The sequence below is a fragment of the Sphaerotilus sp. genome (assembly GCF_034519685.1).
GTDB lineage: Bacteria > Pseudomonadota > Gammaproteobacteria > Burkholderiales > Burkholderiaceae_C > Sphaerotilus.
In genome coordinates this window covers 1-19,788 of sequence record NZ_JAXHOF010000002.1, presented here as the reverse complement: position 1 = coordinate 19,788, position 19,788 = coordinate 1, and the positions used below count along the sequence as shown (strand labels likewise).

The 19,788-nt window shown below is 65.8% G+C and carries 15 protein-coding genes and 3 pseudogenes; 4 read left to right on the top strand and 14 right to left on the bottom strand.

What is annotated here, in order from left to right:
* Positions 1–121: 121 nt before the first annotated feature.
* A complete protein-coding gene (locus U5O44_RS00580; RefSeq protein ID WP_322586522.1) occupies positions 122–1,066 on the top strand; it encodes a tetratricopeptide repeat protein in 945 nt (314 codons plus the stop codon).
* Here U5O44_RS00580 and U5O44_RS00575 read toward each other — a convergent pair.
* From U5O44_RS00575 to U5O44_RS00550, 6 genes are all read right to left on the bottom strand, one after another.
* Entirely contained in the window at positions 1,047–2,156 is a 1,110-nt protein-coding gene (locus U5O44_RS00575; RefSeq protein WP_322586521.1) for a hypothetical protein, read from the bottom strand. The two genes, U5O44_RS00580 and U5O44_RS00575, sit on opposite strands and share 20 nt — an antisense overlap.
* A 28-nt stretch (positions 2,157–2,184) precedes the next feature.
* Complete coding sequence (locus tag U5O44_RS00570) at positions 2,185–3,096, bottom strand: phosphoribosylaminoimidazolesuccinocarboxamide synthase (RefSeq protein ID WP_322586520.1); 912 nt, start codon at positions 3,094–3,096, stop codon at positions 2,185–2,187.
* Positions 3,097–3,183: 87 nt separating this feature from the next.
* Entirely contained in the window at positions 3,184–4,113 is a 930-nt protein-coding gene (locus U5O44_RS00565) for a TauD/TfdA dioxygenase family protein (protein ID WP_322586519.1), read from the bottom strand.
* A 49-nt stretch (positions 4,114–4,162) separates the two neighbouring features.
* On the bottom strand, positions 4,163–4,927 hold the full coding sequence (locus U5O44_RS00560; protein WP_322586518.1) for an ABC transporter permease: 765 nt from the start codon (positions 4,925–4,927) through the stop codon (positions 4,163–4,165).
* On the bottom strand, positions 4,917–5,696 hold the full coding sequence (locus U5O44_RS00555; protein WP_322586517.1) for an ABC transporter ATP-binding protein: 780 nt from the start codon (positions 5,694–5,696) through the stop codon (positions 4,917–4,919). The genes U5O44_RS00560 and U5O44_RS00555 overlap by 11 nt, the downstream gene beginning before the upstream one ends.
* A 2-nt stretch (positions 5,697–5,698) precedes the next feature.
* On the bottom strand, positions 5,699–6,688 hold the full coding sequence (locus U5O44_RS00550) for an ABC transporter substrate-binding protein (RefSeq protein ID WP_322586516.1): 990 nt from the start codon (positions 6,686–6,688) through the stop codon (positions 5,699–5,701).
* A gap of 90 nt (positions 6,689–6,778) precedes the next feature.
* Between U5O44_RS00550 and U5O44_RS00545 the strand changes: the two genes are divergently transcribed.
* Positions 6,779–7,492 carry a Crp/Fnr family transcriptional regulator gene (locus U5O44_RS00545; RefSeq protein WP_322586515.1) on the top strand — a complete coding sequence of 238 codons (714 nt, stop codon included), beginning with the start codon at positions 6,779–6,781 and terminating at the stop codon, positions 7,490–7,492.
* 68 nt (positions 7,493–7,560) lie between these two features.
* On the opposite strand, the gene fba is transcribed toward U5O44_RS00545, so the two are convergent.
* The 5 genes and pseudogenes from fba to U5O44_RS00520 form a co-directional block, all read right to left on the bottom strand.
* Positions 7,561–8,622: a class II fructose-bisphosphate aldolase gene (gene fba, locus U5O44_RS00540; RefSeq protein ID WP_322586514.1), complete on the bottom strand. Its 1,062-nt coding sequence runs from the start codon at positions 8,620–8,622 to the stop codon at positions 7,561–7,563.
* A 215-nt stretch (positions 8,623–8,837) separates the two neighbouring features.
* Entirely contained in the window at positions 8,838–10,268 is a 1,431-nt protein-coding gene (pyk, locus tag U5O44_RS00535) for a pyruvate kinase (RefSeq protein WP_322586513.1), read from the bottom strand.
* Positions 10,269–10,335: 67 nt separating this feature from the next.
* Complete coding sequence (locus U5O44_RS00530; RefSeq protein WP_322586512.1) at positions 10,336–12,645, bottom strand: NADP-dependent malic enzyme; 2,310 nt, start codon at positions 12,643–12,645, stop codon at positions 10,336–10,338.
* A gap of 168 nt (positions 12,646–12,813) precedes the next feature.
* On the bottom strand, positions 12,814–14,457 hold the full coding sequence (locus tag U5O44_RS00525) for a TonB C-terminal domain-containing protein (protein ID WP_322586511.1): 1,644 nt from the start codon (positions 14,455–14,457) through the stop codon (positions 12,814–12,816).
* A 162-nt stretch (positions 14,458–14,619) separates the two neighbouring features.
* Positions 14,620–15,276: pseudogene (locus U5O44_RS00520) on the bottom strand (IS5 family transposase); the annotation flags it as partial.
* 82 nt (positions 15,277–15,358) lie between these two features.
* Between U5O44_RS00520 and tnpC the strand changes: the two are divergent.
* Entirely contained in the window at positions 15,359–16,774 is a 1,416-nt protein-coding gene (gene tnpC, locus U5O44_RS00515) for an IS66 family transposase (RefSeq protein WP_322586439.1), read from the top strand.
* A 120-nt stretch (positions 16,775–16,894) separates the two neighbouring features.
* Here tnpC and U5O44_RS00510 read toward each other — a convergent pair.
* The 3 genes and pseudogenes from U5O44_RS00510 to U5O44_RS00500 all read right to left on the bottom strand — a co-directional run.
* A pseudogene (locus U5O44_RS00510) lies at positions 16,895–17,191 on the bottom strand (transposase); the annotation flags it as partial.
* Between the two features lie 100 nt (positions 17,192–17,291).
* On the bottom strand, positions 17,292–18,125 hold the full coding sequence (locus tag U5O44_RS00505) for an AAA family ATPase (protein WP_322586510.1): 834 nt from the start codon (positions 18,123–18,125) through the stop codon (positions 17,292–17,294).
* A gap of 305 nt (positions 18,126–18,430) precedes the next feature.
* On the bottom strand, positions 18,431–19,471 hold the full coding sequence (locus U5O44_RS00500) for a DUF262 domain-containing protein (protein WP_322586509.1): 1,041 nt from the start codon (positions 19,469–19,471) through the stop codon (positions 18,431–18,433).
* Between the two features lie 207 nt (positions 19,472–19,678).
* Here U5O44_RS00500 and U5O44_RS23110 point away from each other — a divergent pair.
* A pseudogene (locus U5O44_RS23110) lies at positions 19,679–19,788 on the top strand (IS701 family transposase); the annotation flags it as partial.

Genomic DNA, 19,788 nt, shown 5'->3' with positions numbered 1-19,788 from the left:
TTCAAGGCAGACTCCGGGCTGGGCAAAGGCGGGATTTTAGGCGCCACCGGCTCCGCAGCCCCTTCCCGCACGCCTCGTCCCCATTTTCAGGCCCCAGGCCCAGGTCCCCAGGTACACCCCGATGATCGATATCACCCTCCAGAATTTCGAAGCCGAACTGATCCAGGGCTCGATGCAGCAGCCGGTGCTGCTCGACATCTGGGCGCCCTGGTGCGGCCCGTGCAAGCAGCTCGGCCCGGTGCTCGAAAAGCTCGAAACCGCCTACGAAGGCCGCTTCGTGCTCGCCAAGCTCAACGCCGACGAGGTGCCCGAGATCGCCGGCCAGCTCAGCCAGATGTTCGGCGTGCGCTCGATCCCGTTCTGCGTGATGTTCAGCCAGGGCCAGCCGGTCGACGGCTTCGTCGGCGCCGTGCCCGAAGCACAGATCCGCGAGTTCCTCGACAAGCACGTGCCGAGCGAGGCCGAGGTCGAGGCCGCCGTCGAGACCGAAGAAGCCGAGGCCCTGATCGAGGACGGCGACACCGCCGCCGCGCTGAACAAGCTGCAGGACGCGCTGGCCACCGACCCCAGCAACGACGTGACCCGCTTCGACTTCGCCAAGCTGCTGCTGCAGAACGGCCATGTCACCGAAGCCCGCCAGATCTACGCCCCGATGGCCCCCAAGGCGATGCTGGACACCCGCATCGCGGCACTCGGTCTGTGGATCACCGCCTGCGAGCGCGTGGCCACCGCCCGCGACATGGCCACGCTCGACGCGGCCATCGCCACCAGCAAGCGCGACTTCGACGCCCGCTACGAACGCGCCCAGGTGCTGATGGCCTGCGAGGCGTTCACGGAAGCGATGGACGAATTGCTGGAGATCCTGATGCGCGACAAGGGATGGAGCGACGGCCTGGCGCGCAAGACCTATGTCGCGATCCTGGAGCTGATGGCCAAGCCGGCGCCGAAGACGGCCGCGCCGGAAGCCAAGAAGGGCGCGGTCGAGATCGCCGGCAAGGCCGTGGTCGTGCCGGGCGACCCGGTGATCGACAGCTACCGCCGCAAGCTCAGCATGGCGGTGTTCTGAGCGCCGGACGGGCGTCGATCAGGGCCAGCAGCGCATCGGTGCGCTGGCGGTAGACAGTGTGGTGGCGCTCGGCTGCCTGGGCGTGGCAACGTGCCGACTCGGACAGCCCCAGCCGCGTCTGGACCTGCGCCAGCACTGCATGGGCAATGGCGGCGTCCTCCGGCTCGGTGGCGGCGGGCAGGGCCGCCGCGGCCAGGCGCGACCGGGACAGCGCCTCGTCACTGCGGCCCAGCTCGGCCAGGCACCACGCCTGGTCGGCCAGGAAGAGCGCTTCGCAGGAGGTCAGCCCTTCGGCCACCGCCTGTGCCGTGTGGGCTTCGTACAAGGCCAGTGCCTCGGTGAAGGCGCCGGACAGCATCAGCAGCTGGGCATGCTGCATCGGTGGGTGGTGGCTCAGGGCGCGGGTGCTGACGCTGCGGTCCAGGAAGATGGACGACTCCGTGCCCAGCATCGCCCGGCGCAGCGCGGCGGCATCGGTGCGCGCGCCGAAGGCGGCCGTCAGGCGCACCTCGACCACCCGCAGCAGCGCCATGTTGTACATGATCGAGCTGAGCGCCGCCCCGTCCCCCTCGGCCTGGGCGTGGACCCGGGCCTGGCTGTACCAGGGCTGGGCGCGCTCCTCGGCTCCGGCGTAATGCAGCATGCCGGCCAGCACCAGACAGAGCCGGGAACGCGCGCTGTGGTGGTCGCCCCGTGCGGTGTCGAGCGCCAGCACCAGGTGCGCAACGGCTGACGCATCGTCGCGGGCATGGAAGTCCAGATGGGCCATCCAGGCGGCCGCCAGCGGCAAGGCGCGGGTGCTGCGGGTCGAGCGGGCCAGCGCCAGCGCACGGCGCACCCGGTCGCGGGCACGGCTGGCCAGGTCGGCGTAGAAATCGGCCAGCCCTTCCGCCAGACAGAGCCAGGGTTCCAGCGAGGGATAGCTGCGCGCCGCGTCACTGGCCCGCAGGCAGGCGATCTCGCTGCGCGCACGGCCCGTCTCGCCCAGCCGGGCCAGCACGACCGCCCGCTCGGCCCGCAGGAACAGCAGCGCGCGCGGCGCCCGCCGCTGCGCCATCGCGTCGTCGAGCGCCAGAAGCAGCCGGTTCACGGCAGACCTGCCGCAGCCCGTGCCGCGCTCACGTCCGCATCAGACGGTCCAGCGCCTCCTGGTACTTGGCCGTGGTGTGGGCGATGACCTCGTCCGGCAGTGCGGGCGCAGGCGCCGTCTTGCCCCAGGGCTGGCCGTCGACCTGAGCCGTTTCCAGCCAGTCGCGCAGGTACTGCTTGTCGAAGCTCGGCGGGTTCGCGCCCGCGGCCAGCGCGGCGTCGTACTGCTCGACCGGCCAGTAGCGCGAGGAATCGGGCGTCAGCACCTCGTCCATCAGCGTCAGCGTGCCCTGCTCGTCGAGGCCGAACTCGAATTTGGTGTCGGCGATGATGATGCCGCGGGTCAGCGCAAAATCGGCGGCAGCCTGGTAGAGCTGGATCGACACGTCGCGCACGCGGGTGGCGAGGTCCAAGCCGATGATCTCGACCATGCGCTCGAAGGCAATGTTCTCGTCGTGGTCGCCCACATCGGCCTTGGTGGCCGGCGTGAAGATCGGCGCCGGCAGCTTGGCCGCGTTGGTCAGACCGGCCGGCAATGCCACACCGCAGACCGACTGGCTCTCCTGGTATTCCTTCCAGCCGCTGCCGGCCAGGTAGCCGCGCACCACCGCCTCGACCGGCAGCGGCTTCAGGCGCTTGACCAGCATCGAGCGGTCCCGCACCTGTTCCACCTCGTCGGGGGCGACCACGCTCAGCGGGTCTTCGCCGGTGAGGTGGTTCGGCACGATGTGGCCCAGGCGCGCGAACCAGAACAGCGCCACGCGCGTCAGCAGCGCGCCCTTGCCCGGGATCGGCTCGCCCATGATGACGTCGAAGGCCGAGAGCCGGTCGGTGGCGACCATCAGGATACGGTCCTCGCCGACGGCGTAGTTGTCGCGCACCTTGCCGCGGGCAAGCAGGGGCAGGGAGTGGAGGCTGGAGTTGTGCAGGGCAGCGGTCACGGCGGAGGGCTCGAAACGTGAAGAAACGGACGGGAAATCGGCCCGGATTGTAGGCGGGGGAGTCCGTCCGTGAGCCGAGCCGCCATTTCAGCGCAACGCCTCACCCTTCAGCACCTTGGCATTCACGTTGTCCGCCGAGGCCGGTGCGCTGCCCGGCTCGTCAAAGGTGACACGCTGGTTGACCCGGTGGTGCGGCCAGTAGTCAGCGACGGCGTAGTGCTGGGTGGAGCGGTTGTCCCACAACGCGATCTCGCCTGCGGTCCACTGGTGGTGCACCATGAACTCGGGCTTCTTCAGCCACTCCAGCAGGAATTGCAGCATGCCACGCGCCTCGTGGCGGTCCACGTCGACGATGTTGCGCGTGAAGTCCGAGTTCACGAAGATGCACTTGCGGCCCGAGTCGGGGTTCTTCTTCACCACCGGGTGCAGCACCGGCTTGAAAGCACGGATGGCCCCGATCAACGCTTCTTCACCCCGATTGCCCAGTGCTTCGCGAAAGCCCGACTGTTCCCAGGTGTGCACGGCTTGCAGCCCCTCCAGGTACTTCTGCAGACCCGGTGACAGCCAGTCATAGGCCTTGCTGGTGCTGGTCCAGCAGGTGTTGCCGCCCGCTGGCGGCGTGACGGTGATCTGGATGGCAGTGCCCAGCGGCGGCTGGGGCTTCCAGCTGATGTCGGTGTGCCAGTTGTCGATCTGCGGCGGTCGCTCGCGGTCGGAGACGATCATTTCCATGTCCGGCGCACCAGGCTTGCGATCGAAGTAAGACCCGCCCGACAGGGGGCCGAACACCTTGGCCAGCGCCACATGTTGCTCCGGCGTGATGGTCTGCGGGCGAAAGAAGATGACCTCGAAGTCGAACAGAGCCTGGCGCAGTTCGGCCTGCACCGGCGCCGACAGCGGCTGGGTGAGGTCTACGCCGTCGATCCAGGCCGCGAAGTTGGGCATGCGCGGCACCGGCGTGATGTGCTTGTAGCGGCGTGCGATGTTGATGAGTTTCAGCGGTTTGGCATTGGCCATGGTGGCAACTCCTTCGTTTCGGTGTTGGTGGCTGTGACGGCCAGACCGGTCACTGCCAATGGAGCAGACGCTTTTCCAGCCAGTTCATGCCACGCATGATGAGCACGCCCAGGACAGCCAGCAGCAGCAGCAGGGCCATGACGCCGTTGACGTCAAAGGTTGATCCCAGATACGCCAGGGTCTGGCCCAGACCGCGCTCGCTGGCGATGATCTCGGCCCCGATCACGCCCAGGAGCGAATAGATCAGGCCCAGCCGCAGACCGGAAAAGATGACCGGCACCGCGCCGGGCAGCGTGACCTGAAAGAACAGCGTGCTAGGCCGGGCACCCAGCGTGCGGCACAGCGTGACGTGGTCCTGGCTGACGCCGCGTATGCCAGCCACGGTGGCCGACAGGACGATGAAGAAGCTGAGCGAAAAGCCCACCGCGATCTTGCTGCCCAGCCCGAGGCCGAACCACAGGATGAACAGCGGCGCCAGCGCGATGCGCGGCATCACGTTCAGGGCGCTGAAGTACGGCTCGACGAACTGCTCCAGCGCCGGCCAGCGCACGAACATCAGTGCCACGGTGAAGGCGCACACGCTGCCCAGCACGAAGGACGCCCCCATGCCTGCCAGCGTCCAGGCCAGATCGACCCACAGTTTTTCCGTGCCCAGGTTGGCCCACAGGAACTTGGCCACGCCGCTGGGCTGGCCGAAGAAAGTGGGATCGATCCAGCGGTTGACGGCCGCCAGCTCACCCAGGCCCAGCAGTGCCGTGATGAACAGCGCATGCGGCAGCAGCGTCCTGACGGTCCAGCGGCTCTCAGCCTTCATGGCGCACCCATCCCGATTCCAGATGCGCCCACAACTGCGCATACAGCGCATGAAAGCGCGGGTCTTTCTGCAACTCGCGGATGGACCGCGGGCGTGGCAACGTGATGGGCACGTCGGCCACGATGCGCCCAGGCTTGGACGACATCACCACCACGCGGTCCGACACCGCCACCGCCTCGGCCAGGTCGTGCGTGACGAACAGCACCGTGTGGCGGTGCTGCTGGCACAGGCGCAGCAACAGGTCTTCCAGCTGGAGCTTGGTCTGGGCGTCGAGTGCACCAAAGGGTTCGTCCATCAGCAGCACCGTGCTGTCCATGGCGAAGGTGCGGGCCAGCGCCGTGCGCTGGCGCATGCCGTGCGACAAGGCCTTGGGCAGCACCTCCTCAAAGCCTGCCAGGCCCACCTCGGCCAGCATGGCTCGGGCGCGCTGCAAGCATTCCGCTGCCGGCACCCCCCGCACACTCAGACCAAAAGCGGCGTTCTCCAGGGCAGTGCGCCAAGGCAGCAGGCTGTCACGCGCCAGCATGTAGCCGATGCGCGGATCGCCCTCCACCGGCGCACGCCCCCCCACGCGCACGGTGCCGGTGCCGTTGTGCGGCACCAGCCCGGCACACAGGTTCAGCAAGGTCGTCTTGCCACAGCCACTGGGGCCCACCAGCGAGACGAACTCGCCTTCGGCCACGTGCAGAGACACCTCCGACAGCACCGGACTGCCCGCACCAAAGCGCAGGCTGAGGCCATCAACGGCAATACCGGATTCCGTGGTCATGATCAGCGCAACTGCAGCAAGCGCGCCGTGTCCACGAGCTTGTCGACCTGCCCGGTGCGGTGCAGGTAGTCGGCCGCATGCTGCAGCGCGGCGGGCTCCAGCGCGAAGCGGTAGCTCGGAAGACCCGTGCGCAGCGAGAAGTCCAGGATCTGGTCCCCGCTGGGGATGTTGATCTTGCCGGTTTCCTGGGCGATCTTGAACACGGCGGCATAGTTGGCCGGTGCCTGGATGAAGGCCTCGGCTTCGCGCAGCGCACCGGCTAGCGCGTCCAGGGCCTTGGTGTTCTTGACCGTGTAGTCCGCACGCACCGCCAGCACCACGGCCGCGCCGGACAGCTTCAGCAGATCGGCCGGCCCCTCGCCCTTGCGCGGATCGACGACGATGCGGCAAGCCTTGCTGACCTCACAGAAGCCATCCATCGGCGCAAACAGCATCAGGCCATCGATCTGTTTGTTGGCGATGGCCGGGAAGGCCGTGTTGGGGGCCCCCACCGCCACGATGGTGATGTCTTCGCTTTTCATGCCGGCGCCCTTGAGCAGGTCGAGGAGCTGGAATTCGGCTGCACTGCCGCGCGCCGTGACGCCCACCTTCTTGCCCTTGAAGTCCTGCATCACCGCCGGATAGCCTTTGGCGGCATTGGGCGTTTCCAGACCCGTGCTGGCCATCAGGAAGAAGTTCGAATTGCGGGCGCCATTGCCGATGATGCGCAGATCCGCCCCCTTGTTGACGGCCTGGATCACCACCTCGGGCGGCGCCATCGCCACGTCCAGGTCGCCGGCCAGCAGGGTCTGCACGCCCAGCGGGGCGGCCGGGATGGTCTTGGCTTCGCACTTGATGCCGCGCTTGTCGCAGTACCCATTGGTGATCGCCACCCGCAGCATCATGTTGCCCAGCCCCGGGTAGTCCTGCACACGCACGACTTCTTGCGCATGGGCAGAAGCTGCAACCAGCACCAGGCCAGTGGCCACCAGGGACTTGTGGAATCTGCGCATGTCAATCACCTCGGGGTTGATGGAGCCGACTGGCCGTATTCGCGGCTACCGTGGCGCATTGAAAGCCCGCTAGGCGCAGTCAATTGACCCATGCGTGACAATCTCCGGGTGAGCACCGAGAGGACTATCCCTTCCCCGTCCAGCGGCCAGCGCGGGCACGCATTCTTCGACGCCATGCCCGCTGGCTGCGTCGCGCTGATGCGCAGTGCCGGCCGCGTCAGGCGCTACCGCGACGGCACCGTGGTGATGCAGCGCGGGCAGGCCGTGCCCGCAGTGATGGTGCTGCTGAGCGGGCGCATACGCGTACTCATCAACAGCACGAACGGCGAAGTGCGGCTGTTTCGTTGGCTGGAGGCCGGTGAGGTCGTCGGGGTGGCATCGGCGTTGGCACAGTTGCCGTTCCAGAACGACCTGGAGGCCAGTGGACCTTGCGAAGCCCTGTGGATTCCCACCGCCGACTTCGTGGCCGCGCTGTACCGCGACGCAGCAGCGGGCGTGGCGGTGGCACGCATGCTGAGCGTGCGCGTGGCCGAACTGTTCGACCACATCGTGGCGCAATCGCAAGGCACGCTGACCGACCGACTGCGCGCGGTGCTGACCAATCTGGGCGCAACCAACGGCGAGCGACTGAGCGATGGCAGCCTGCGGCTGCGCATCACCCAGACGGACCTGGCCAACGCAGTGGGTGCTTCACGCCAGCGTGTGAACGAGGCACTGCGTGGCCTGCAGGCGAGCGGCGAAGTGCGCCTGGGTTACCGCTGTATCGAAACACGGTTGATGCCCACGCATCAGGTGCGCACCTGAAGACAGGTGCCACATCCGCTGTGCGGCAGAGCGGCTGCAGCTCAGGACTGCCGCATCAGAACTGACACTCAGAGTACCCGCTGTGCCAGCTCGCCGCGGCTGTACATCTCGGCCATCACCGACAGCGAGATCGGCTTGATCTTGCCGGCCTGGCCTTCGCAGCCGAACTCCATGTAGCGCTGCTTGCAGATCGCCATGGCCGCTTCGCGGGCGGGCTTGAGCCACTCGCGAGCGTCGAACTTGTCCGGGTTCTCGGCGTGGAACTTGCGCACCGCGCCGGTCATCGCCAGGCGGATGTCGGTGTCGATGTTGATCTTGCGCACGCCGTGCTTGATGGCTTCCTGGATCTCGGCGATGGGCACGCCGTAGGTTTCCTTCATCTTGCCGCCGTACTGGTTGATGATGGCCAGCAGTTCCTGCGGCACCGACGACGAGCCGTGCATCACCAGGTGGGTGTTGGGGATGCGGGCGTGGATTTCCTTGACACGCGAGATCGCCAGCACGTCGCCGGTGGGCGGACGGGTGAACTTGTAGGCGCCGTGGCTGGTGCCGATGGCAATCGCCAGCGCGTCGAGCTGCGTGGCCTTGACGAACTGGGCCGCCTCTTCCGGGTCGGTCAGCATCTGGCTGTGGTCGAGCTTGCCGACGGCGCCGACGCCGTCTTCCTCGCCGGCTTCACCGGTTTCAAGCGAGCCCAGGCAGCCCAGCTCACCTTCCACGGTGGCGCCGATCTTGTGGGCCATCGCGACGACCTGCTGGGTCACGTCCACGTTGTAGCCGAAGTCGGCGGGCGTCTTGCCGTCGTCGCGCAGCGAGCCGTCCATCATCACCGAGCCGAAGCCCAGGTCCAGCGCGCCGGCACAGATCTTCGGGCTGGTGCCATGGTCCTGGTGCATCACCAGCGGGATGTGCGGATAGGCTTCGGCGGCGGCCAGGATCAGGTGCTTGATGAAGGCTTCGCCGGCGTACTTGCGGGCACCGGCCGAGGCCTGCAGGATCACCGGCGCACCCACCGCGTCGGCCGCGGCCATCACGGCCTGGACCTGTTCGAGGTTGTTGACGTTGAAGGCCGGGATGCCATAGCCGTTTTCGGCGGCGTGGTCCAGCAGTTGGCGCATGGAGACGAGCATGGGGGAACCTCAGAAAGTGACAGGAGACAGGAGGACAAGAACCTGCAGCAGCGGCCGCTGAAACCGCTGTGTAACTCCTGGGATTCTAAGGTCGAGGCGGACAACAGCCCTGTGATTTCCCCTTATATCTGCCCCACGGAGGCGGGGGGCGTGCCAATTTTGCGCAGGATCACGCCTGCGTTACAGCCGGGTACGCAGCCCCGGCCCGGCAGACCTCACCCGACCCGGCAAACCTTCAGCATGTTGGTGCCGCCCGGGTAGCCCATCGGCTCGCCGCAGGTGATGGCGTAGGTGTCACCCGGCTTGAGCACACCACGGTCGACCAGCAGCTGCTCGGCCGCCGCCAGCGCGGTGTCGCGGTCGTCGAACTTGGCCATCAGGATCGGGCGCACATTGCGGTACAGCGCCATCTTGCGCTCCGACAGCACCTGCGTGGTCAGCGCGTAGATCGGCACGTCGGTCTTGTAGCGGCTCATCCAGAGCGCCGTCGAGCCCGACTCGGTCAGCGCCAGGATCGCCTTGCAGCCCAGGTGGTGCGCCGTGAACAGCGCGCCCATCGCGATCGACTGGTCGATGCGGGCGAAGGTCTTGTTGGTGAAGTCAGCGTCGAGCTTGACCTCTTCCGCGGCCTCGGCAGCCAGCGCGATGGCCACCATCTGCTCGACGGTCTCCACCGGGTACTTGCCGGCGGCGGTCTCGGCCGACAGCATCACCGCGTCGGTGCCGTCCAGCACCGCATTGGCCACGTCCGACACCTCGGCGCGGGTCGGCACCGGGTTCTGGATCATCGACTCCATCATCTGCGTGGCGGTGATGGCGACCTTGTCCATCGAGCGCGCCATGCGGATCATGCGTTTCTGCAGCGCCGGCACCGCCGCGTTGCCCACTTCCACGGCCAGGTCACCGCGGGCGACCATGATGCCGTCGCTGGCCTTCATGATGGCTTCGAGCTGCGGAATGGCTTCCGTGCGCTCGATCTTGGCGATCATGCCGGGCTTGTGGCGCCACGGCTCGCCGGCCACGTTGGCCAGCTGGCGCGCCATTTCCATGTCGATGGCGCTCTTGGGGAAGCTGACCGCCAGGTATTCGCACTGGAAGGACATCGCCGTCTTGATGTCCTCCATGTCCTTGGAGGTCAGCGCGGGGGCGGTCAGGCCGCCGCCCTGCTTGTTGATGCCCTTGTTGTTGGACAGCTCGCCGCCGATCTTGACGACGGTGTTGACCCGCTCGCCCTTGACCGACTCGACCACCAGCACGATCAGGCCGTCGTTGAGCAGCAGCGTGTCGCCGGGGCGCACGTCACGCGGCAGCTCCTTGTAGTCCAGGCCCACGCCGCCGAGGTCGCCCAGCTCGGTGCGCGCCGCGTCCAGCACGAACTTCGCGCCGTTCTCCAGCATCACCTTGCCTTCGGCGAACTTGCCGACGCGGATCTTCGGGCCCTGCAGGTCGGCCATGATGGCCACCGGCTTGCCGACGCGGGACGCCACCTCGCGCACGAGGGTGGCGCGGTCGATGTGGTCCTGCGCCTTGCCGTGGCTGAAGTTCAGCCGTACCACGTCGACACCGGCCCGGATCAGCCGCTCCAGCACGGCCGGGTCGGATGATGCAGGGCCGAGGGTGGCGACGATCTTGGTATTGCGGGGCATGGGGCGGTCTCCTGAAGGATCTGAAAAACAACCGCTGGATTATTGACCGCCGAATAGAACAAGGTGGTTACGAAGAACGCCGGGATTCCGCCGCCGCCGCGTCCGCCACGGCCAGCGCCGTCATGTTCACCACCCGGCGCATCGACGCCGACGGCGACAGGATGTGCACCGGTGCCGCCGCGCCCAGCAGGATCGGGCCGACCGTCACGCCCTTGCCCGCCGTCACCTTCAGGACGTTGAACAGGATGTTGGCTGCATCGATGTTGGGCAGCACCAGCACGTTGGCCGCCCCCGTCAGCGTCGAGTCCGGCAGGATGTTGCGGCGGATCGTCTCCGACAGCGCGGCGTCGCCGTGCATCTCGCCGTCGCACTCGATCTCGGGTGCGCGGGCCACGAACAGATCCCGCGCCGCGCGCATGCGCTTGGCCGAGGGCCGCGACGAGGTGCCATACATCGAGTGCGACAGGAAGGCCACCTTCGGCGGCACTCCGAAGCGGCGCACTTCCTCGGCAGCCATCAGCGCGATCTCTGCCAGCTCCTCGGCGCTGGGCTGGTCGTTGATGTAGGTGTCGGTGATGAACAGGTTGTGCTCGTCGAGCATCAGCGCGTTCATCGTGGCGAACACCTTGGCGCCCGGCTTCTGGCCGATGACGTTCTTCACGTACTCGAAATGCGTGTCGTAGCGCCCGTGCAGGCCGCACAGCATCGCGTCGGCATGGCCGAGCTTGAGCAGCATGGTCGCGATCAGCGTCGTCGAGCGCCGCACCGCCGCCTTGGCCGCCTCCACCGACACGCCGTCGCGCTTCATCAGGCGGTGGTATTCCTCCCAGCAGGCGCGGAAGCGTGCGTCGTCCTCGGGGTTCACCACCTCGAAATCCACCCCCGGCTTCAGCCGCAGGCCGGCCCGCTCGATGCGCGCGGCGATCACCGCCGGCCGGCCCACCAGGATCGGCTGCGCCATGCCTTCGGTCAGCACCGCCTGCACCGCGCGCAGCACGCGCTCGTCCTCGCCCTCGGCGTAGACGACGCGGGCCGGGTTGCGCTTGGCCGCGGCGAACACCGGGCGCATGAACATGCCGGTCTGGTAGACGTAGCGGGTCAGCGACTCGCGGTAGGCGGCCATGTCGGCGATCGGACGCTCGGCGACGCCGGACTCGACCGCCGCCTCGGCCACCGCCGGCGCGATGCGCAGGATCAGGCGCGCGTCGAACGGCTTCGGGATCAGGTACTCGGGGCCGAACTGCAGCTCCTGCCCGGCATAGGCCGCCGCGACTTCATCGCTGGTCTCTTCTTTGGCCAGCGCGGCGATCTCGCGCACGCAGGCCAGCTTCATCGCCTCGGTGATCTTGGTAGCGCCGCAGTCCAGCGCGCCGCGGAAGATGTAGGGGAAGCACAGGACGTTGTTGACCTGGTTCGGGTAGTCCGAGCGGCCGGTGGCGATGATGCAGTCCGGCCGGGCGGCCTTGGCGATCTCGGGGCGGATCTCCGGCTCCGGGTTGGCCAGCGCCAGGATGATCGGCTGCGTGCCCATGCTGGCGACCATCTCGCCCGTCATCACGCCCGCCGCCGAGCAGCCCAGGAACACGTCGGCGCCGACGATGACCTCGGCCAGCGTCTTCAGCTCGGTCTGCTGGCAGTAGCGCTGCTTGGACTCGTCGAGCTTGTCGCCGCGACCGGCGCGGATCACGCCCTTGGAGTCGCAGACGAAGATGTTCTCGATCTTCACGCCCAGACCCACCATCAGGTCCAGGCAGGCGATCGCCGCCGCGCCCGCGCCCGACACCACCAGCCGCACGTCACCGATCGCCTTGCCGACCAGCTCCAGGCCGTTCAGCAGCGCCGCGCCGGAGATGATGGCCGTGCCGTGCTGGTCGTCGTGGAACACGGGGATCTTCATGCGCTCGCGCAGCTTCTTCTCGATGTAGAAGCACTCGGGCGCCTTGATGTCTTCGAGGTTGATGCCGCCGAGCGTGGGCTCCAGCGCGGCGATGATCTCGACCAGCTTGTCCGGGTCGCGCTCGGCGAGTTCGATGTCGAACACGTCGATGCCGGCGAACTTCTTGAACAGGCAGCCCTTGCCCTCCATCACCGGCTTGGATGCCAGCGGGCCGATGTCGCCGAGGCCCAGCACGGCGGTGCCGTTGGTCACGACGCCGACGAGGTTGGCGCGCGAGGTGTATTCGGCAGCGAGCGACGGGTCTTTCTCGATGGCCAGACACGGATAGGCCACCCCCGGCGAGTACGCCAGCGACAGGTCGCGCTGGTTCATCAGCGGCTTGAGCGGCGTGACGGCGATCTTGCCCCGTACTGGTGCGCGGTGGTACTCCAGCGCAGCTTCACGCAAAGCCAGTTCGGCGGGGGACAAGGGCTGGGTCATCGGGGCGCTCCTGGGGGTCCGGCGGTTGCGCCGGTGTTTCAAAAGGGAGCGGAGATTACTGCGCCCGGCCGGGAGACGCATGCGTGTTTTCCGAAGAGAGCGGGGAGAAAGCCGGGTTCATGCCGGCAAGCGCGGGGGTTATGCGCAAGATGCATGGAAACCCGGGCGTCAGTGCAGCCGGACCGCCGAGTCGAAATACCAGGTCCGGCGGATCTCGATCACGTCGAATTCGCGGGCCAGGTTGGGCGAGAACGCCGGGTAGGGGCGCTGGGTGTCGACGATGCGCCGGATGGCGTCGTCGATCTCTGCCACGCCGCTGGACACCACGAAGGTCACCGACTCCACCGAGCCGTCGCGGCGCAGGGCCACGGTCACGGTGGCCGGCGTGTGGGGGCGCCGGGCGACGTCGCGGACCTTGTCGGGCAAGGTGTTGAGCTGGATCTTCAGCGCCCACGCCTGGGCGTAGGCGACGAGGTCGGCGTTGGGGTCGGTGTGGCCGAAGAGGCGGGCGCGGCGGGCGGTGCTCAGCGACAGGGGGAGCGCGCTGGACGGGCTGGGGGTGGCGTTCGCGGCGGCGTCGCGGCGGGCGCGCTCCTCGTCGAGCTGGCGGCCGATGGCGCGGAGCACGGCTTCACGCTTGGCCGCCGCTTCCTGCTGGGCCGCGGCCTTGCGGGCGGCTTCCTGGCGCTCGGCCTCCAGTTGCGCGGCGGCTTGTCGTGCGGCTTCCTGGCGTTCGGCTTCGAGCCGGGCTGCCTCGGCTCGGGCGGCGGCCTGACGTGCGGCCTCTTGCCGCTGGGCGTCCAGTCTGGCGGCGGCTTGTCGCGCCGCTTCCTGGCGTTCGGCTTCCAGTCGCGCAGCCTCGGCACGGGCGGCGGCCTGACGCGCGGCCTCTTGGCGCTGGGCCTCCAGTTGAGCAGCGGCAGCTTGTCGTGCAGCCTCCTGGCGTTCGGCTTCCAGCCGCGCAGTCTCGGCTCGGGCGGCGGCCTGACGTGCGGCCTCTTGCCGCTGGGCATCCAGTTTCGCGGCGGCCTGCCGCGCTGTTTCCTGGCGCTCGGCTTCCAGCCGCGCCGCCTCGGCGCGGGCCGCGACCTCCTGCCGCTGCGCCTCCAGCGCGGCCTCGCGCGCCGCCAGTGCCACCGAATCGGGACTCGACGCGCTCGGTTCAACCGCGCTGGCCGCGGCCAGCGGCTCGGGCGCCACCGGCACGACCGGGGTGGGCACGGCGGTCGGCTCCGCGACGAGCACGGGCGGCGGTGGGCTCGGCGGTGGCGGCGGCGCGCGATCGGGGACCACGGCGGGCGGCGGGGCTGGGGGCGGGTTCACGGGAACCGCCTCGGCCACGGTGTTGCGCGCCGGCTCGGCGGGCGGCGCCGGCGTGGGCGCGGGAGCCTTGGCCACCACAGGCTCGGGCTCGGGCGGCCGTGGCGCAGGTGGCGCAGGTGGTGCGGGCGGTTTCGGGGTCGGTGTCTCGACGGGCGCGGACCGGATCGACGCACGCTGCACATCGACAGCGGCCACAGGCGGCGCGGACGCGGCGGGCATGGGCGGCGGCGGAACGAGCACCGTCTGGATGTCGGGCACCACGGCCCGCCGCTCCTGCCACGGCAGGACAAGACCCGGCACCCCCTGCCCCTCGCCCACCAACTGGCTCAGCAGCAGCGCATGGACCAGAACGGAGACGACCAGCGCGCCGTGGAGCGACCGGCGCTCCTCCGGGCGGATCGGTTGCCGTGGCGACGGCAGACGCCCCGACGGGCGCGGCGAACGCTCGGGCGCCTTGTCGAAGGCATGGACGATCCACTTGTCACTCATTGCGCCCGATTCTCAGGGACGCGGGGGGGCGGGCGGGCTGAGAGATCGCTGAACAAACGGGCGTTTCTGCAAGCCCGGCATGAAAGTCAGGGCGCGTTAGATCAGGCTGGGCTTTGTTGCACAACTCCGCCGAAGCCGAGTTTCCCCTGACCCCAGACGGAGTTACGCCACAGCCTGCGTCACCGGGGTGCCCAGGTGGGTGAAGCGGTTGAGCACCGCAGCCCGCACCTGCAGCTCCACCACCTGACGCTCGAAGGTGCGCGCCATCACCCGCTCGCCCAGCAGCTTGAAGCAGCGCATCTTCGTCTCCACCAGCGAGCGCCGGTGGTAGCCGCTCCACTTCTTCCAGATCCCCCGGCCCAGCCGGTTCGTCGCCCGCAGTATCTCGTTGCGCGCCGCCGCCCCCGGCCGCTTGGCCTTCCACGGCTGGGCGTTCTTGCGCGTCGGTATCACCGCCTCGGCCCCTCGTTCGGCGATCGCGTCGTGGCAGCCCTGCGTGTCATACGCCCCGTCCCCGCTCACCGACAGCACCACCTCCTCTGCCGGAATCTGCCCGAGCAGCTCCGGCAGCATCGGCGCGTCACCCACGCTGTTGTCCGTCACCTCGATCGCCCGGATCTCCAGCGTCTCGGCGTCGATCCCCAGGTGAACCTTGCGCCACTGCCTGCGGTACTCCGCCCCGTGCTTCTTGGTCTTCCACTCGCCCTCGCCCAGCATCTTGATCCCCGTGGAATCCACCAGCAGGTGCAGCCCGCCCCGGCTCGGCCGCGCCGTGATCTCCACCGTCAGCCGCTTCTCGCGCCGGCTCATCGGTACGTATTCAGCCCCCCGGCATTGACAACATCGTCAAGCCGGTGAAGTCCGGGTAGCGCGCGGAGCGAGCGAGGCGGAGAGTGCTGGGATGGACCAACCCGAAGCCCCTGGCCGTGAGGCCACCGCAGTGCCGAACAAGCCCGAGACGCTGGAGCAATGCCACGCGGTGATCGAGCAGATGGGGCAGGAGCTGGCGAAGCTGCGCGAGCAGGTCAGTGCGCTGCTGGACAAGAAGCTGAACTCACGCAACTCGTCGAAGCCGCCATCGTCGGACGGGCCGGGGGACAGCGGCAACCGGGCACAACGCCGGACCAGCGGCCGGGTGCGGGGCGCGCAGCCTGGGCACAAGGGCACGTACCGGGCGCTGCTGGCGGAGTCCGAGGTGGACGTGATCCACGACTGCCCGCCGCCTGCGGCATGCGAGTGTGGCGGTCCGGTGGCGGCGGGGCGGCCGATACGGCACCAGGTGTTCGACGTGCCGGCACAGGTGAAGGCCGAGGTGCAGGAGTACCGGCTGTACCACGGGGTGTGCGGGCACTGCCGCAAGACACACGCATCGGTGTTGCCGGCGGGGGTGCCGCGCGGACAGATCGGGCCGAGGGCGCTGGCCCTGGTGGGGCTGCTGGGCACGGCGTACCACCTGACGCAGCCCAAGATCCGGGATCTGCTGGCGCAGGTGCTGGGGGTGCGGTTCAGCGTGGGGGCGATCTCGCAGGCGCACGGGCTGGTGGCGCAGGCGTTGAAGGAGCCGGTGCAGGCGGCGGTGAAGACGCTGGCCGCAGCGCCGGTGGTGCATGTGGACGAGACCAGCTACGCGCGAGAAGGCGCGGGGCGGCACTGGGTGTGGACGGTGACGCAGCCCAAGCTGGTGGTGTACCAGCTCTGGTCTTCGCGGGCGCGCTACGTGGCCAAGGAGATGCTGGGCGAGAGCCCGAAGGCCAAGCTGGTCACGGACCGCTATGCGGTGTACGACTGGGTGGACGCCGCGCAGCGGCAGGTGTGCTGGGCGCACCTGCTGCGGGACTTCACGCGCATCAGTCAACGTGCGGGGCAGGCCGGACGGATCGGGCGCCGACTGCTGGGGCTGGGCTATGTGCTGTTCCGGCGCTGGCACCGCAAGGACCAGCAGGTCGCCGCGCAGATGGCGCAGGTGCAGCACCACGTGCGCCGGGCGCTGGAGCGCGGCATCGCCGGCGCCTGCCAGCGCACCGCACTGACCTGCGCCAACGTGCTCAAGCTCTGGCCGGCGCTGTGGACGTTCGTGAGCGACGCGGCCGTGCCGCCGACCAACAACGCCGCCGAGCAGGCGCTGCGCACCATCGTGCTCAAGCGCAAGATCTCGGGGCTGACGAGATCACGCCGGGGCGAGGAGTTCATCGCCCGGGGCTACACGGTGGTGGAGAGCTGCAAGCGCCAGGGCCGTGATGCGCTGGCGTATCTGCGTCAGGCGATGCAGGCGCACTTCACCGGTGGTCTGGCGCCCTCGCTGGTGCCCTCGGGCTGAGTGCGTGGCCGCAGGCTCGGTCCTGCGGTCCTTCAGGTCATCTTCGAACTCGCGCTGCGTCCTTCTCGACGCGGCGTGCCCAGGGCTTTGCGGGTGTCAATACCGGGGGGCTGAATACGTACGGCTCATCGTGCTGTAGTCCGGTGCCTGCCAGTCCAGCCCCGACAGCCCCAGCACGCTCTGCACGAACCCCTGCGTCTGGCGCAGCGCCAGTCCGAACAGCACCTTCATCGTCAGGCAGCACTGCACCGCCGCGTCGCTGTACATCGCCGGTCGCCCCGGCTTGCCGCTGACCGGCGCAGCCTGCCACGCCATGTCCCGGTCCAGCCACATCGTCAGCGAGCCCCGCGCCCTCAGCGCCTTCGTGTACGGCGCCCAGTTCTTCGTCACGTACTTCTGCTTTGCTGGCTTGCTCATCCTGTCAGCCTACCTCACCGCTCGACCATCGGCCGGCGGGGTGGGTTGTGCAACAAAGCCTGTCGCAACTATACACGCAGCGATGAAAATTTAAAAACAATCAAATTTGATTGAGGCTGCTTAGTTCCGAAAGTGCTTTATCGAATTGATCAAAGAAGCCTTGAGGCCATTGGTCCAACCGTCCTTTGGCGTCTATTTTTGGAGATAACCGCTGCGGCGCGCTGTCTTCACCACGAGAGAAAAAGTGGATTTTTACCTGCTCGGCATCGACGCTTCGTCCGCACTTCACAGCGAGCCTAACACCATTGAGTACGTGATCGGAGTGAGTTTCCACAATTACCTGAACGCCAGTGCTAGCAACTTTTGCGAGGAGCACTCCAATTTCTTGCTGCGCCCGAGGATGAAGATGCACCTCCGGATTTTCTACTATGACCATATCACCCGACCTTGAGGACAATACTTCGACAAGTATGGGGAAAAGTTGCGTCAAACCGAAACCAACATTTTGCGGTCGCTGAAAATCCGATTTCGAATCAGACCGTAGCCGAAGACTAATTACACTCGCACCCTCAATCGGTAAAATTTGCAAGTCACAACCGGGAAAGAAGTGACGCATCCAAGCACGTACCTGATGAAATAACGTTATTGGCTCGTCTTGAATAAGGAGTTGCTGCGCAACAGGTTCTGATTCTTGCCAATACAATAGGCCCGCCGCCAGCTCTCCCCGCATCCCAACTTGGCGATGGTGTTGCTCATCAAGCAAAGGGAGCAATTCCCGTGGCCCCATTCGCTCCGCTGAAAGCCAACTTAGTCGACGTAACTGATTAACGACCGAGCAATCACCTAACTGCGTAACTGGAAGTAGCCACCGAATCTCCCCAGTCAAGTCAATGGCTTGCCCGTTTACGTAGACATCAGCAAGTTCGAGCGCCATTGAGCGACGGTCTGGAGCCTGAAATGACCACACAACCTTACGACTCCCCGATGTCGCACCAATTGCGAGTTGCCTGCGCCCTGTAGCTTGATTTATAACATCTGATGCCCCCCCCTAAAGTAAGACTAGAACCGTTTAACACAAGTGATCGGGACCACTCACGCTCGGCCAGGGTTTGCGACAGCAATACAAGGGATTGAATAACTGATGATTTTCCACCCCCATTGATACCTGAAAGCACTGTCAACGGCCCAAGCGGCAAATCAATTGCTTCAAAACATTTGAAGCTAGCAAGATGCAATATATCAAGCATCAAACACCTCCTTAAAAATCTCCCCAGCTATTTTAAATCTAGCCCGAACCTCTTTTGGACTATTTGGACCATAAGTTATAGCCTTTGTAAAAACAGGATTCTCCATTTGACTATAAAAAGCTTGACGTAGATCCTCAGCCTTTTCAGAAACACTGAGTAAGTCGCGAACAGACATCTCGGCCATCATTGCATCAAAAAGTGACGCATTTAAAATGCTACGCGCCTGCAATGGCTGCCTATGCTTTCTAAATGCATGCCGACCGAATACCACAAGGTTGTTTTCAAGCCCAAGCCGAAACTTGGTTCGCAGGGAATCCAGTTCAAGCGCACTCATTTTTGAAAGGCGGACGAGCCCACGCGCCAACCAATCATCCATATCACCCTTATAACTATCAAAAGGCAGCAGGCTAAATGAACAAAATCTATTCACAAACTCTCGATCTTGCATCTTCTTGGAATTAAGACTACCCCCAGTCGCCTCCTTAAATAAATCAGATTCTGCTTCGGTTTTTAAGAAATTTGTAGCGCTTCCGCTATAAATTGCATTTCTCATTTGCTGCCGAGTCAACACCTCCCCCCCGTTCACTCGCTCAAAAATATCTAGCCGAGCGCGCTCCGGCACTGTCCGGTCGATAATATAAAAATGCAACTGACAGTCCTCTACACGATTCTGTAACCGAGGCTCAAGATCTAAAAATTTCTTACCGTTTAGTTCAGGGCGATCCGGCAAACTTAGTATCAATTGCCCTTGAAGAAACCTTTGTAAAGTTGTGAGCCGTTGGCGACCATCAACCACTATCAGTAAACCAGCCGTATCCTCAGCAACATAAAAGACTGGCAATGGAATACGCATTAGAACCGACTCAATCAGACGGCTCTGTTTGTCAATTTCCCAAACAAAGTCTCGCTGGAAGTCAGGGTCAAGGCGAAATCTACCTGCGACCAACCGACGAACGACATCGATAGCTGCACGGCGCTCCTCCCGGATTGCAAGTTCATCAAGCGGATAATCTTCCCATCCACCCGGCTTCATGTCTTCATAGCCTTCGAGGGAAATTACTGATGTTTCATAGGACTTACGCAAAAGAAACTTTCAAACTCAACTGAGTTTTGAGTGCCATATTCTGATCCATGGATTGATCCGGCACCCGATGTGCACTGAAATATCTTGTTTCAACTGGCTGTTCGGATTCATTAAATATGCCTACAATTGGCTTGCCTCAACTCAACAGGAGCCATGATGAAGCCGACAAGACGCGACTACTGTCAGTTTCTGATCTCCACCCAGACCAACTATACCCAAACCTACTTCGCCGACCATCACCCGCATTTCTCGCATGACGCCATCAA